11 protein-coding genes are annotated in these 15,199 nt (G+C 44.4%); all 11 read right to left on the bottom strand.

Features of this window, described 5'->3' with window-relative positions; genetic code table 11:
* Nucleotides 1–375 precede the first annotated feature (375 nt).
* The 11 genes from H6A34_RS07670 to H6A34_RS07620 all read right to left on the bottom strand — a co-directional run bounded on the left by H6A34_RS07670 (nt 376) and on the right by H6A34_RS07620 (nt 15,183).
* Complete coding sequence (locus tag H6A34_RS07670; RefSeq protein ID WP_205104624.1) at nt 376–1,377, bottom strand: AMP-binding protein; 1,002 nt, start codon at nt 1,375–1,377, stop codon at nt 376–378.
* 33 nt (nt 1,378–1,410) lie between these two features.
* Nucleotides 1,411–2,442 (bottom strand): o-succinylbenzoate synthase, encoded by a 1,032-nt coding sequence (menC, locus tag H6A34_RS07665; protein ID WP_205104622.1) that lies wholly within the window; start codon nt 2,440–2,442, stop codon nt 1,411–1,413.
* A gap of 54 nt (nt 2,443–2,496) precedes the next feature.
* Nucleotides 2,497–3,324 carry a 1,4-dihydroxy-2-naphthoyl-CoA synthase gene (menB, locus tag H6A34_RS07660; protein WP_021947773.1) on the bottom strand — a complete coding sequence of 276 codons (828 nt, stop codon included), beginning with the start codon at nt 3,322–3,324 and terminating at the stop codon, nt 2,497–2,499.
* 24 nt (nt 3,325–3,348) lie between these two features.
* Nucleotides 3,349–5,034, bottom strand: a complete 1,686-nt coding sequence (menD, locus tag H6A34_RS07655; RefSeq protein WP_205104619.1) for a 2-succinyl-5-enolpyruvyl-6-hydroxy-3-cyclohexene-1-carboxylic-acid synthase — start codon at nt 5,032–5,034, stop codon at nt 3,349–3,351.
* On the bottom strand, nt 5,010–6,080 hold the full coding sequence (locus tag H6A34_RS07650) for a chorismate-binding protein (protein WP_205104618.1): 1,071 nt from the start codon (nt 6,078–6,080) through the stop codon (nt 5,010–5,012). The genes menD and H6A34_RS07650 overlap by 25 nt, the downstream gene beginning before the upstream one ends.
* A 300-nt stretch (nt 6,081–6,380) precedes the next feature.
* Entirely contained in the window at nt 6,381–7,277 is an 897-nt protein-coding gene (locus tag H6A34_RS07645; RefSeq protein ID WP_420870820.1) for an RluA family pseudouridine synthase, read from the bottom strand.
* Between the two features lie 319 nt (nt 7,278–7,596).
* On the bottom strand, nt 7,597–9,534 hold the full coding sequence (locus H6A34_RS07640; protein WP_205104614.1) for an NAD(+) synthase: 1,938 nt from the start codon (nt 9,532–9,534) through the stop codon (nt 7,597–7,599).
* Nucleotides 9,535–9,568: 34 nt separating this feature from the next.
* Nucleotides 9,569–10,624 (bottom strand): DUF2027 domain-containing protein, encoded by a 1,056-nt coding sequence (locus H6A34_RS07635; RefSeq protein ID WP_205104612.1) that lies wholly within the window; start codon nt 10,622–10,624, stop codon nt 9,569–9,571.
* 13 nt (nt 10,625–10,637) lie between these two features.
* On the bottom strand, nt 10,638–11,852 hold the full coding sequence (locus H6A34_RS07630; protein ID WP_205104610.1) for an S-adenosylmethionine:tRNA ribosyltransferase-isomerase: 1,215 nt from the start codon (nt 11,850–11,852) through the stop codon (nt 10,638–10,640).
* 14 nt (nt 11,853–11,866) lie between these two features.
* Nucleotides 11,867–12,553, bottom strand: coding sequence for a phosphatase PAP2 family protein (locus H6A34_RS07625; protein WP_021948382.1), 687 nt, complete (start codon nt 12,551–12,553; stop codon nt 11,867–11,869).
* A gap of 56 nt (nt 12,554–12,609) precedes the next feature.
* The gene (locus tag H6A34_RS07620; RefSeq protein WP_205104627.1) at nt 12,610–15,183 is read right to left on the bottom strand and encodes a BatD family protein; all 2,574 of its coding nucleotides are present in this window, start codon (nt 15,181–15,183) and stop codon (nt 12,610–12,612) included.
* Between the last annotated feature and the right edge of the window lie 16 nt (nt 15,184–15,199).

The following is a 15,199-nucleotide window of genomic DNA, read 5'->3' as shown; positions in this document are numbered from 1 at the left end:
CCCCACATGAGCATCGGTAACAACACCCCGGAGACGGCGCACGCCGGGAGCGGCGAACAAAAACGGCTGTGGAAAAGAAAAAAAACGGTGGGGCATGGAGGGAATGACAACGGAAGATAGTATCTTTGCTGCGATTTTGTCAGGCGGCCCCGCGGGTCCGCCTGACAAAGACCGGGAATGTAAAGTAAAGCGGCACATTTCCTGATGCGATGTCAACTATTCCAGTACCTCTATCAAGAGTGTGTAAAATAATGTAGTTTATTTAAACAAAAACTGTCAACCTATTTCAGGAAAAGACACAAAGACCGCATTTCGGTCTGTTAAAGACGGCCTTTTACCTTCCGAAAGGCCGTCTTTCGGAAGGTAAAAGGTGCCCTATTGCTTCGCGCATGTATCCGTACCCATCAACAGCTTTCCGGCAATCCTCATTCCTTCGGCCCTTGCTGGCTTACCTGTGGCCGTCATCGGAATACGAGTGACCGATAGATATGCCTTCGGACGCCAATAATGCGGAAGAACGGACTCGCATACTGATTTAGCCGCCGAGACGTCATTACCAGCAATCAGCAATACAACGATTTCGCCATAACATGCGTCCTTCGTTTTTGTAATCATGTACGGAAATGCAAGATGTCCACTAAGTGCCTTTTCAACATCTTCAATCCTTATTTTTATACCGCCGCTATCTATGACATTATCTTTCCTGCCAAGGATACGGAAACGTCGACCGTCAGGATGCATCTCGGCAAGATCATTCGTATATAAGACATCAGGATTCAACATCGGGGCATTTATTACGAGACAGCCATCATCACCTATAACAGTAGTTATACCTTCAAATGGCGTGTACCAGCTGTCGGCAGCCGGTCCGTTCAGCCGCCTGAGGGCGATATGCGACAAAGTCTCGGTCATGCCATATGTACTCCATACCGGATTCGGCAACGATCTTATAGCCTCTTCAAGCACATTGTCAATTGCTCCGCCTCCTATTATCAGATGTCGTGTTCCTGCCATTATATCACGCTCTCGAGGATACTTGATGGTATTGTAGACCTGCATTGGAGTGACGGCAGCAAAATCTACAGGCCCAGACAAAGTGGAAAAAGGGCGAGCTGAGGGCTTGACGCTTATCAGCCTCATGTTCCTGACAATTGAGCGTACCACAACCATCTTTCCGGCAATATAATCAAGAGGCATACACAACAAAGCCGTATCCCCTGCACTTAGGCCGAGAAAATCACATGTCAACCTGGCACTGGCCTCCATACGCCGCTTCTCTACCCACATCGGTTTCGGGTTTCCCGTAGAACCGCTTGTACGGACAAGTACTTTATCCGAACTGTTATTCCACTCAGAAAGAAATTCATTTAACAGCATAAACCGCTTAATAAAATGATTAACGCGTGCCACTCAAGGATTATAGAACAGCTTATCTCCCCTGATTTCCACGGGCATTTCAATATTATCAGTAAATAACTGCCCTGTACCAAGACCTTGTGGCATTGTAATATGCGGTCCGTAAACATGAGCGGCAAGATGGGCGATGGCGTTCAGCCCGACGTTACTCTCCAACGCGCTCGTTATCCAAGTCTTTACATTATGCTCTCCGGCAGCTTCAATCCATTTCATTGTACCATACATTCCACCATGCAGCGACGGCTTGATTATTATATATGCCGGACGTATTACGTTAAGCATATATCCCATCATTGAAGGATCGGTTATACCGATAAGTTCCTCGTCAAGCGCAATCGGCAACGGCGACTCACGGCATAACTCAGCCATATAACTCCATTGATGAGCCTTTATAGGCTGTTCGATGGAATGAATTGAGTATTGTGACAAGAGTTCAAGTTTATACAACGCCTCATCAGGAGCGAAACCGCCGTTTGCATCAAGGCGAAGTTCCATCTCGGATGACGGAAAACGCTCGCGAATGCGCTTCACCAAGTCAAGTTCACGGTCGAAATCAATAGCTCCCACCTTCAGTTTTATACATCTGAAGCCCATCGCTATCTTCTCTTCAATGCGTCCAAGCATCTCCTCATAAGTACCCATCCATACAAGACCGTTTATTGGTATTCCTTCTTCTCCACGCCCAAACGGCGTATTGAACAAAGCCGTTTGGCCTACGTTAAAGTGCCTCAACGCCGTCTCAAGTCCGAAAAGCATGGACGGATAGTCCCTCATCCGGACATAATCAATCTGTCCTGTCTGCTCGAAGTCATCACAAAACCGACGCAACACATCACCATAATCGGCAACATAATCACAACTGAGTCCTGGCAATGGAGCGCACTCTCCTATGCCGATACAGCCCAGTTTGTCTGGTGAAGTCAACTCCAAGAACCATGACGTCCTCTCAGTATATATTCCCCGTGAAGTTCCGGCAGGCTGCTTGAAGTGCAGAACACGCCGTACAATCTTTATTTTATATTTCATTTTCAATAAACAACTTGAACACATAGCTACTTATTCACCCTCTATGACGTCATATTACGGCAATTTAGGGTACTTGCTAAAGTCGGGCTTTCTCTTTTCCAAGAATGCCTTTCCTCCTTCTTGCGCCTCGTCAAGGAAATAATACAACATGGTTGCGTCACCGGCAAGTTCCTGTATTCCGGCTTGTCCGTCAAGTTCAGCATTAAGGCCAGCCTTTATCATTCTCAGAGCAAGCGGACTGCGCTCCATCATCGTTTCAGCCCATTCAACACAGGTATCTTCCAATTTGTCAAACGGTACGACACAATTCACCAGCCCCATGCGCTCAGCTTCTTGCGCTGAATATTGGCGGCACATAAACCACATCTCACGAGCTTTCTTCTGACCTATTATACGAGCTAAATATGAAGCGCCAAATCCAGCATCAAAAGAACCCACCTTAGGACCGGTCTGTCCGAAAACGGCATTCTCACTGGCAATCGTAAGATCGCACATAACATGCAACACATGCCCTCCGCCGATAGCATACCCATTGACCATTGCTATTACAGGCTTAGGCAGGGAACGGATCTGTTTCTGAACATCCAATACGTTAAGACGAGGAACACCATCCTCGCCAACATATCCCCCACGGCCTTTAACATGCATGTCTCCTCCTGAACAAAATGCCTTATCTCCTGCTCCCGTGAGTATTACAACACTTATTTGCCCCGCTTCGCGACAATAAGAAAAAGCCTGGCTCATTTCCCATGTGGTTCGTGGAGTGAAGGCATTTCGGTATCGAGGACGGTTGATTGTTATTTTTGCTATACCGTTATATTCCTCAAACAATATTTCTTTAAAATCAAACCCCTTGATAGGTTTCCATTCTCTTAGTGCCATAATATATACTTTTTTAAAATACGATTACTTCTTTATTTTGTTTTTCTTAAGCTCATGCATGAAATACTTTATTGCCTCCTTATCTTTTACGGCGTCAGTAAAGACTTCAAACAACAACGGACGTTTAGTGTTCACTGTCATGAAAGAAGCCATACCAAGACGCAATTCATCCATATTACGCGCTGACAAATATCCTACGTCGTTTTGTTCACAAATTCCTTTTGCCGTAGTATTATGATGACCAGTCACGAGCCTGTCAAAAGCCTTGCTCTCGTCCAGCCCCCGCAAGCTATAAAATATGCCTCCACATCCATTATTCAACAACAATATCCTAAAATTACCACCGATATTCGTATTCCAAAGAGCGTTCTGGTCATAGAAAAAGCTAAGGTCACCAATTACACAAAAAACCATACTATCAGAAACGACCGAGAAGCCTGCCGCTACCGAAAGACTGCCTTCAATACCGTTTACGCCACGATTACACCAAACATAATGTCCAGAATAAATACATGCAAGGCGCACAGCATTGCTGTTTGCATAATGTACATTGAATGCATAATCCATGTCTTCAAGCGAAATCTCGAACTCACGAACGGCAGCAAGCTGTGAATAAGACGGTTCGATCTCGACCATTTGTCTTGCAATTTCACACATTCGGGCATTCCACATCGTTGCATACTGTTGGGCATGTCTACAATCAATCACGTCATCATTGACTATGTCAGCAAGACTCAAGATTGCCTCGACAGGATTGCCTTCAAAAACTCCAGTCAATTGCATGAAAGTATCATAGACATTGCCATCCTCTGAAACAAGCCACGTTTCGGCTATATCATTATTACGCAAGAATGCCTTAGCACGCTTACTTACCAATGTATCGCCAACACACAACAAAAAATCCGGAACCAATCCATCTTCGTCACCATGCACAGCAAGCGTTAAATCAAACAGACGTTGTCCTCCGGAAGACAGTGGTTCTGCCAATACGGCAATGCTACGCTCTATTATCTTCAAAGCCTTCTCCACCTCATCCATACGCTCACATATCTGTCCGACCAATAACATAGGACGTTTTGCGGTTGACAGCATATGACTCACAAAACGACGGAACGCCTCTATATCCAATGACGATGAAACACTACGTATTACACGTTGATGAGTTATTGTCTCCGTTCGGAAATCGAACAGAGGTTCCGATATCGGAACATTAATATGTACTGACTTCCGTCCATGAGCCGTTACAGATAGTAATGCCTCATTAACAAGCCTGTTGCAATACCAACGTTCTGTATCATTTGTCGGTTCAGGTAGATTGACGCATTTACCAACGAAATGCCCCAAAGCATTATACTGAGGTAAAGTTTGTCCGTCAAGCTGGTCTATCCACGGCGCTGGTCTATCGGCTGAAATTACGATAAGACCGTGATGACGATATGAAGCCTCCGCTACCGCAGGGGCAAGGTTAAGCAATGCCGTGCCTGACGTGACGCATACTACCGTCGGCGCATTATCCGCCAATGACATGCCTAAAGCATAAAAGGCCGCACTGCGTTCGTCGGTTACCGGATAGCAGGTTATTTCTTCACACTCGTTCAGATTATGTATGATAGGAGCATTCCTCGAACCAGGGCAAACTACTGCACGTTTTACGCCATGAGCCACAAGCAGTGCCGTCAATATATTTATATTCTCTTTATCGCCAAACATTTTCTCATTGTTTCCATTTTGGCTTCCGTTTCAAGCCATTCATTCTGTTTTTCACTATCTTTAAGGAGTCCTCCACCAGCGTAAAGCTCTACTTTACGCCCCATAATACTCATGCAACGCAAAGTAACATACAGCCTGGTCATGCCGCCACATGACAATGGTCCTGCGAAACCACTATAATAAGCACGTTCATACGATTCATTCCGCGTTATAAAATCAAAAGCTGCCTGTTTGGGAATACCGCATACAGCAGGTGTCGGATGAAGTTCTCCTATCAAGTTCCCGATACCTTCACCTTCTTTCAAGTCAAATAAAAAATCTGTTGATAAATGCTTAACAAAACCAGCACGACGGCTATATGGCGCAGAGATTCTCAGATTCAAGGCATAATGTTCCAGACATTCTTCTATATATTTTGCAACATACCGCTGCTCCATAATGTTTTTCCGGCTCCATTCACTAATATCCGCCTTGAGCTTTCTCGCTTCCAGCGCTGTATCCGTATCATCGCTACCGAGGCGCATTGTTCCAGCCAAGGCCATTGTATGCCATCCCTCACCTGTTTTCTCGAGTAAAGTCTCAGGCGTAGACATAAGCCATGTACCACTCACCGGCGTAGAAACCAACGCCACAAACATGCGAGGATAAAGAACGCATGCCCGCATGAACAGTTTATACGGATACAACCTGCATGCCGCTTCTTCGCACGCACACCGCGAAAGCACTATCTTTGAGAAACTGCCGTCAACAAGTTTTTCATGAAAAAGTGCAAATACACGTCCGTACATTTCATGCTCATTACAGACATCATTACCGAAAAACGCACTCTCCTCAAAATCCACGTCACACTGAACGGATTTACGCACAATCGTGTCTGGACGTAGAAGCAGCAAGGGGGTTGATTCTGAAATGCGGAACGGCGCCATGACGAATCCTTCCTTTCCGTTCAAATCTTCAAACGAAGACAAGCGCTCAACATTATCGTCAAACTGTCTTATTGCCGTATAAATGCGTTCGTTGGGAAATCTGTAATATGCAAATGTCATAATTCCGGCTTTGTGACAACATTAAAGTTATTATTTGCCCTTTTCGGTGTTATGAACATCCATGATTAATCTATCAACAATTCACGCACCGGGCTACTTAAACACAAGAAAATACAAAGCTACAAGCACGCCGACCAATACGGCAAGAACAAGTGTCTTCATTAGGCAGCCTGCTATTTTCTTCAAGATAAAAAAGACCACGACAAGCGCGATTATGCAAAAAATATAATATCCGAAATTACCCATTTCAATTAAGAATTAAAATCCAGAAGTCATCCTCCTAATCGTAAAAGCCGCAAATTAAAACAGCCTTTTGAACGTGGCCGGAATCGGTGTCTCAAACTCCATCCTCTCACCAGTTACAGGATGCCGAAAACAAAGCACGTAAGCATGCAGGCAAAGCCTGTGAAGAGGGTCGTCACCGTTACCGTATTTCACATCACCGCATACCGGATGACCCATATCGGCAGAATGTACACGTATCTGGTTCTTACGTCCAGTCTCAAGACTATATTCAACGAGGCTGTGTTCGGTAGTACGTGCAAGTGTACGGAAATGTGTCACCGCATACTTTCCGCCGTTATCAACAGGCGACGAATAAGTTATGTAAGCTTTGTTGTCCTTCAGCCAGCTGGTTATTGTCCCGCTGTCATCTTCCATCTCACCGCTCACAACTGCTACATACCTGCGGTCATAAACTATGTCATGCCAGTTATGTTCCAGAATCTGCTCCGTTTCCATATCCTTGGCATAAACCATCAGGCCACTCGTATCCCGGTCAAGCCGGTGCACAACATGGGCCGTACACCGCTGACGGCTCTTGTGGAAATAATCGTTAAGTACATTCTTTACGTTCAACGAGCTGTGTCCCGCTGCCATCGACAGTATGCCAACATTCTTCTCTATCACCACGAGATACCGGTCCTCATACACCAGTCTTACGTAACGGCTCTTCAACTGCATTCCGTCACGCTTACGTTTACTTACCGCCACCTTCATACCAGGTTTCAACGGATAATCAAACTGGCTAACCGTCTTTCCGTCTACCTTTATACCACGGCCACGCAACGTAGCCTTTATCTTAGTGTGGCTTTCGTGAGTGACAGTCTCTAAAAGGAACTCGAGTAAAGGCTTATCCTCTTTAACCAGAAAATAGGCGTACTCATCCTGTTTGTTGTTTTCGTACCTGTTGGCCATATCTTTTTTCATTTCAAACTGCAAAGATAGTGCAAGTTGAAGACAATACAAAATAAAAATGAAAGGAAACGACCTTTTATTTTTTTATGTATGTTCAATGAACATATTGAACAGCAACAAGTAATTACATAAAAATCAGCATGCTTCCAAAAGGCGGCCTTTTACATCCTGAAAGGCCGCCTTTTAAGTGATAAAAGACGACCTTTCGCATGACAAGACATGACCTTTCGGAAAACATCTGCCGTTATCAAAATTTCACATCCTAACACCATTAGCATTAATACCACGGCAAATTACGCAACGATGATGAACAAGCGTATCATAACTGTTCGCATTCCTTAAGCCATAGCGACGCAGATGCATCACTCGGCATGCGCCAGTCACCGCGCGGGCTAAGGCTCACGCTGCCCACCTTGGGGCCGTCAGGCAGGCATGAGCGCTTGAACTGCTGCGCAAAAAAGCGGCGCAAGAACGTCTTAAGCCACTTTTTGATTGTATCATCGTCATAGAAAGATGCACCCTCGTGGCTGCCGTCGAACGCCCTACGTGCAAGCATAAATATCTTTCGCGGACGGAAACCAAACCTCAGAATATTATACAAGAAAAAGTCATGAAGCTCATACGGACCAACCAGTTCTTCTGTCTTCTGGCTTATGTTGCCATTCTCGTCAGCAGGAATAAGCTCCGGACTGACAGGGGTATCAAGTATGTCATATAGCGTGGAACGTGACGACTCGTCGACTTTAGACGCGACAAACTCCACAAGATACTTGATAAGGGTCTTAGGTATACCCGCGTTTACACCGTACATACTCATGTGGTCACCGTTATAAGTTGCCCAGCCAAGAGCAAGTTCCGACAAATCTCCTGTACCGACAACCATGCCTCCCAACTTGTTACTAAGGTCCATGAGTATCTGCGTACGTTCACGCGCTTGGCTGTTCTCGTATGTGACATCATGCACGGCCATATCCTGCCCTATGTCCTTAAAGTGTTGTCGTACCGAGTCAGATATACTTATTTCCATGCTGGTTACGCCAAGGGCGTGCATCAAGTCAACGGCATTAGAATGAGTACGGTCGGTTGTACCGAAACCGGGCATTGTCACGCCTACAATTCCCTTTCGGTCACGTCCAAGTTTGTCAAATGTCTTCACGCATACAAGCAGGGCCAGCGTGCTGTCAAGTCCTCCGCTAATGCCAAGAACAACGGTCTTGCATCCAGTATGAACGAGGCGTTTGGCCAATCCCGCAACCTGAATGGAAAATATCTCGTCACAACTCTGTTCCATATCCGCCGTTTTCGGTATAAAAGGATGAGGCTCTACGTCACGCAGTAACTCAAAATCACGCATAGACACGCCGTGAACATTTACTATACGGGCGGAATGTCCGCGCTGCGCGTTAACGTAAGTACTATTTGTACGACGCTCGCTACGTAACTTCTCCACGTCGATTTGGTTTATCACCGTTTGCGGAGCAAGGCTGAAACGCTCACCCTCGGCTATCAAGTGGCCGTTCTCGTAGACAAGGGAATTACCGGCATAAACCATATCCTGCGAACTTTCGCCAAAACCGCAACCACTATACACATAGCCGGAAATAGTACGCGCGCTCTGCTGTGACAACAAACTTTTAAGGTAAGCATGCTTACCTATGAGCTCGTCACTGGCCGATAAATTAAATATAATGTCGGCTCCAGCTAAAGCGAGAACATTGCTTGGCGGCGCGGGAGCCCATACATCCTCGCATATTTCTATGCCGAAAAGCACTCCATCACAAGTACGGAACAACGTGGGCTGCGGCGTAACAAGCACTGTATTGCCAGCAAAACGGATTTCCGTAGGCTGCAGGTCCTGCGACGAAGCAAACCAACGTTTCTCGTAAAACTCGCTATAATTGGGCAAGTAAGTTTTAGGCACGAGCCCAAGCAAGTCGCCCTTCTGTATTACCGCGGCACAATTAAGCAGTACGTCACCCACCACGACAGGCAGCCCCACGATGCATACGATGTCAAGGTTTCTGGTGAAATCAAGCAACATCAGCACTGACGTCTCTGCTTGCTCAAGCAGCAGAGACTGGCGGAACAAGTCCTGGCATGTGTAACCGGTAATGCTGAGTTCCGGAAAGACTATTACCTCCACGCCCTTACCTTCTGCCTGTGCTATTATGTTCTCTATCTGTTGGACGTTATACTCACAATCGGCAACCTTTACCGAAGGTACGGCCGAAGCGACCTTTATGAATCCGTTTTCCATAAATAAACCTGTTTTTATAAAAATAACAGCCGAATTATTTTATCGTTACCTGTGTAGCCCCATATCCATATTCGCGGAACGAGGCGTCCTGATACCTGCAACCCTTGTAGCGATAATCAAGCTCGTGGATAATGGCATGGCGCAACACTCCCTCTCCCTTACCATGTATGAAAATTAGCTTGGCTCCATGATGGTTCTTATACTCTTCCATCTTCTTGCGGAACACGTCAAGTTGATAATTTAGTATGTCGGCAGCCGTAAGGCCGGCTGTTGTATCCAGGAGCTCTCCCGCATGCAGGTCAACCACTACAGGTTCGTCCTTTACCTGCTTACGGGCCGGCCTTACAACTTGCGGCCCTACATCATTAGATGCCTTACGGGCCATCTCCTGCCGCAACTTTTTTGCGTCAATAACAAGCGGGCGTGACGGCTGGTCATTTTCAATGACGGTATAAAGCAACGCAGGCTCCTCAAAAAAATCATTTTCCTGGAATGTATGCAACTTATAAAACTTAACGGTATCTATACGCAATTGAACGTCTACCGTAGGCTTAAGCATAAAACTTTTACCTCGTTTATACGCCATGAGCTGTACCGCCACGCGCTCGAGTGTGCCAAGCCCCTCCTTGTCAAATTCCTCGATAAACAGTTTCGTATTCGGCTCAATCTCTCCAACCGAGCGCATACTCCAATTTGCCCCCTCGGAAGCCAAATACGAATAAGCTACATAATAATTACTATCATTTACAAGGTAAGCCTCGAACTTCGTACGAGTCATCTCCCTTGGATCAACAGGAATAAAAGCAAGATATACCGACAAAGCGTCACCTCCCCTGCGTTCTTCCGGTTCTGCCCTGAACGTTACAGGTCGGCCGGCCGGGGCATAATCCTTTTCTTCATGACTCTTAGGTTCTGGCGCAATAGGATTTACATGGTAGTCATCGTTCTCGACAACCACAACATCGTTAACCCTCACGGGTATCTGGAATCCATCCTCGTCTTCAACCAACACTATATCTTTACCTTGAAAACCGGCAACTATTCCGCCGCCAATTTCACTTAGAAACCTAACTTTATCTCCTTTTTTCATTTCAAATAAAACTTTATGGTATCAATAATGAACTATCACCATAACTCAAGAACCTGAAATCATGCTCAAGGGCATAATCATAAATATTTCTCCAATCACCATTTACAAATGCGCTTACAAGCAAGAGTAACGTACTCTGAGGCTGGTGGAAGTTCGTAACAAGTATCTTGACTATCTTGTACTCATATCCCGGGGCAATGATTATCCGCGTACTTCCATGAAACGTGCCCATATCATTACGGTCTAAATAATCTACAATATTTCTCAATGCCTCAACAGGAGATATTGAAGAATCTGTATCATACGGTTCCCATTGCTCTATACGGAGCTGCTCCTCAGTAGCATTAGGGTTACCGGCTAACCTTACGCCAACATAATACAGACTTTCAAGCGTGCGGACACTCGTCGTACCAACGGCTATGGCCTCAGCATTGTGGGCTATTAAACGCTCAAGCGTATGACGACTTACCGAGATATATTCTGTATGCATATCGTGCCCGGCAATCTCATCGCTTTTTACCGGCTTGAACGTACCCGCTCCAACATGGAGTGTCAACTCTTCACGCTCAATGCCATGACTGTCTATCGACGCCAATACCGAATCCGTAAAATGAAGTCCTGCCGTTGGTGCCGCTACGCTTCCCTTTATTTTAGAATAAACGGTTTGATAGGTAACCTTATCACTGTCCTGTGTGTCACGGTTTAAATATGGAGGTATTGGCAACTCACCAACACAATCAAGAATGTCCGCAAATGTCACATCTTCATCATCCCATTCAAAATCCACCCAATGACTTGTACCTTGCTCATGACGGCGTGTTGCAGAAAGTGTGACAACACGACCCTTGACATTAAAAGTACGCCGCAAACTGCCCTCTTTCCATTTTTTCAAATTACCTATCATACAGAGCCATGAACATCCGCATGTTGTCTGAAACATTTGCTCGTAATCAGCCGGTTTTACAGGCTCGAGCAAAAAAACCTCGATAATGGCTCCGGTATCTTTCCTGAAATGTATTCGAGCTTGTATTACCTTCGTATTATTGAACACCATCAATGCACCTTTCGGAAGATAATCCGTTATATTAAAAAACATGTCTTCCGAAATCGCCCCCTTATTATAAATAAGCAGTTTACTATGATCACGCTTAGCCACCGGAAATTTTGCTATACGTTCATCCGACAAATTATAATTAAAATCTTTTATGCGAATATGTCTTGTATCCATACATTAATAAAAAACTAAAATACCAATGCCTTGACTATGGCAAAAAGTAAAGTCAGAACCAACACAATCAATACAACATCCGAATCTACGCGGTTATATCCGGTCGAAGTATATTGTGAGGAAATATAGTTAAAATCTGGGTGTATGCGCAGATATGACTTTATATATACGTAATAGACGGAAAAACCAACAATGCTTCCCCAAATCAAGCCTACGACTATGTCGCTCGGATAATGCAAGCCAAGATACATACGTGTCCAGCAATTAATTAAAGACCATGCCGACATGGCTATCACAAAAATCTTGTTACGGATTAATAATGAGAAGAAGACTGCTATACAACACGTATTTGAAGCATGGGCGGAAAAAAAACCATAAGAAGTGCTACGCATACCGTCAACAACATCAATGCTGTATTTTATCAACGGATCATGAGACGGCCTGAACCTTCCGACAAGTGGCTTTACTAAAAAATCTACTACCCCATCTGAAATAACGATACACAAACAGACACAACCTATAATAAGCATTATCTGTTTCATCGTCTCATTATTTTTTATAACAACATACAAAAGTGACAGATACAATGGTATCCAGGTCAATCCGGATGTAAGCGTTACCACCAGATTGTCCATAAACAAAGAATCGCTACCGTTAAAAAAAGCCAACAGGCCACGATCTATATCTACCAATGTCTGCATTACTCAAATGAATTATAAAATTGGCCGCACATGCAACAGAGTACAGCAACTTATCATCATATACGCTCAAGACGGTTTGACGGCACCCATCCTTCACGTCCATCTTCCAACTCTACAAACTTCCAATCTTTCATTGTGTCGTCGATGATCTCAACCCGACTACCTTCATGAAGAATCGTATTTGATTCGCTATTAGCCACTGGGGTCTTCTTCAGTGATACAGACGGGGCTGTAATGATAGCACCTGTACGTTTCGTCAGAATGCATTTCTGTTGATAGGCAAAAATATTAGCCAACACAAACAAGACTAAAAAACATACTCCTCCGTAAAACCCGACCTTACGCAGCACTATCTTATGTCCGAATAAATAAAGCAGAACCAGCACCAATGCGATGGCTATGCTCATTATTGCAGTCTTGCCCCACCCGTCAACACTTGTGAAGTTGACTAATGATTTATACCATGTTATAAAAAACATTTCCGACTTCGGAGTAATCTTGTCTATCGTCTTAGAACGCGCCATCTGCAGATTAAACTTTATGTCGTCATCACCTGGAGAAAGTAACAACGCACGTTCATAGTTCAACACGGCCCGAGTTATATTATCTGTACGGAAATAAGCATTACCGAGATTATAATACAACTCCACGCTTGGCCCTTGTTTAAGCAGTTCTTCATAATCCCTGATTGCCTGCTGATAATTACCTTTCTTATATTCATCGTCAGCATTCTTTTTCGTTACAGCACTTACCTGAGCAGGAAGAACGGCCAAAAATGCCAACAGTATCACCATATTTACACCGTTTTTTCTTTTCTTGAGCCCGCTTAACACGTCTTCAATCTTTATTATAGCCGTCATGGCTGCTTCAAATGTTTGATTCATATTTCCTTTGGTGTCACCTGGCGCATACCTATTGTATTCACACTCGTCAATAGCCCGCAAGAATAATCCTATAGTCTCATCGTCAACCTCACGATGTGAAAGATTGTCATGTATATTCTCACGTGACAAATGTTCAACCGGCATGTTCAGTTTATCTCCAACATAGCCCCACAAAGCCCGCAAAACTTCATCATAAAACTTATCATGCTCGCCATTCAGCATTAATTTATTAGCATACTTAAGACGTTTGGTCGCAATTCTATTGGCCTTCTTTATCTTAAGCTGGGTTATGTTTGCATTATCAATGGCACGCTTACGGAATATTATCAAAACTCCTACAAAGATAATGAACAACACCGACAAAAGCGCCCAATAGGCAACCGAACCATAAAATATATTAGCTGTATCTTGTATATCAAAATCACCTTCCTTAATTGGATGTATGTCCTTATCCTTCATATCGCTATAGTCTACGGATGAGCTGCCGCCTCCTTCCCCTTTAGCAACATGGAGATTGAATGATTGCGTTTTTACTGTCTTATAAGTATTTGAATCCGTATCATAATAAACAAACTCAATAGCCGGTATTACGTAATCACCTTGATTACGTGGCACGGCCATGAAGTCATATATCATGTTACCTTCCACACCGTTTTGCGTAAGTTTCGTCTTATCTGAAACCTTTGCGTCATACTTGTCAAAATCTTTCGGGAAATTGACAATCGGTTGCTTTATCAGTTTTAAGTTTCCAATACCGCCGACTACAACACGAATAGTTACAGGTTCGTTAGCCTTAACCTCAGTTTTACTTATCTGGGCACTTATATTAAATTTACCTACACCTCCTGAAAAGTTCGCGGGCCTTGCAGGTAAAGGATCTACTTGAATTGTCATGCCTGGCGCCTTTATGGCTCGCTTAACTTCAATGTATCCAGAACCTCCGTTAAGGAAAGCCTCAAATGGGTCGACATTACGATTCTGTTGGATTACCGTACCATTAAAAGTGATGCTGGGAATTTCCAATTTGCCTGTCATTTGCGGATACATCACGTACTGACTCCACGTAACACAACGGTACGGGCGTCCGTTAACACGCTCTATATGAAATGATTTTTGCTGTGGCAAAGGTATCTCTTGAGTATGAAATCCTGTCAAATCAGGCATTTTGCCCTCCAACTGCGTTAAATCAACCAAAGTATAAACCTTATACGTAAGAAGAACAGGCTCCTGCTCATGTACCCTACGCTTGTTTGCGCTAACCTTAATAAAAAGGTCACGACCTGTTATAGGCGTTCCCGCATCACGCAAACGTGGCTGGTCGTCCGTTTCCTCATGCATCCTCGGAGCGCCGGAATTGTCCTGAGACTCTCCGGAAACCTTGACACGCGCAGAACTTGATGAGACTCTTTTTCCATTTGCCGTAATCTGGGCTGGAGAAATAGTATACGAACCCTTCTTTGAAGCACACAAAATAAAAGTAAAAGTTATAGAAGATGCACCTGTCGTATGGCCATTGACCATTCTATAACTTGCCTGTACAGACTTAAACGGGCCGGTAATTACCTCTAATGCATCAGGAATATTACCTATATGAAAGTCCTTTGCATTTTGCGTGTTTACTGTATATGTAAGACGGAAGTTCTCGCCAACGGCCACCTGGGATGGAACATTGACAATAAGCTTCTGCGCATTAGCAAATATCACTCCGTATAATACGAATTGTAAAAGAAAAACGAATCGTCTCATATCTGTCACCTCATAT

The sequence above is a fragment of the Marseilla massiliensis genome (genome assembly GCF_016899855.1).
Taxonomy (GTDB): domain Bacteria; phylum Bacteroidota; class Bacteroidia; order Bacteroidales; family Bacteroidaceae; genus Prevotella.
The sequence above is the reverse complement of the archived record's forward strand: the minus strand, read 5'-3'. Positions and strand labels throughout refer to the sequence as shown.

Coding starts and splice junctions, on each gene's coding strand:
- H6A34_RS07670 (WP_205104624.1), bottom strand. CDS start 1,377: ATGCTGTTAAATGAATTTCTTTCTGAGTGGAATAACAGTTCGGATAAA.
- H6A34_RS07620 (WP_205104627.1), bottom strand. CDS start 15,183: ATGAGACGATTCGTTTTTCTTTTACAATTCGTATTATACGGAGTGATA.
- H6A34_RS07635 (WP_205104612.1), bottom strand. CDS start 10,624: ATGAAAAAAGGAGATAAAGTTAGGTTTCTAAGTGAAATTGGCGGCGGA.
- H6A34_RS07625 (WP_021948382.1), bottom strand. CDS start 12,553: ATGCAGACATTGGTAGATATAGATCGTGGCCTGTTGGCTTTTTTTAAC.
- menC (WP_205104622.1), bottom strand. CDS start 2,442: ATGAAATATAAAATAAAGATTGTACGGCGTGTTCTGCACTTCAAGCAG.
- H6A34_RS07650 (WP_205104618.1), bottom strand. CDS start 6,080: ATGACATTTGCATATTACAGATTTCCCAACGAACGCATTTATACGGCA.
- H6A34_RS07630 (WP_205104610.1), bottom strand. CDS start 11,852: ATGGATACAAGACATATTCGCATAAAAGATTTTAATTATAATTTGTCG.
- H6A34_RS07645 (WP_420870820.1), bottom strand. CDS start 7,277: ATGGCCAACAGGTACGAAAACAACAAACAGGATGAGTACGCCTATTTT.
- menD (WP_205104619.1), bottom strand. CDS start 5,034: ATGTTTGGCGATAAAGAGAATATAAATATATTGACGGCACTGCTTGTG.
- H6A34_RS07640 (WP_205104614.1), bottom strand. CDS start 9,534: ATGGAAAACGGATTCATAAAGGTCGCTTCGGCCGTACCTTCGGTAAAG.
- menB (WP_021947773.1), bottom strand. CDS start 3,324: ATGGCACTAAGAGAATGGAAACCTATCAAGGGGTTTGATTTTAAAGAA.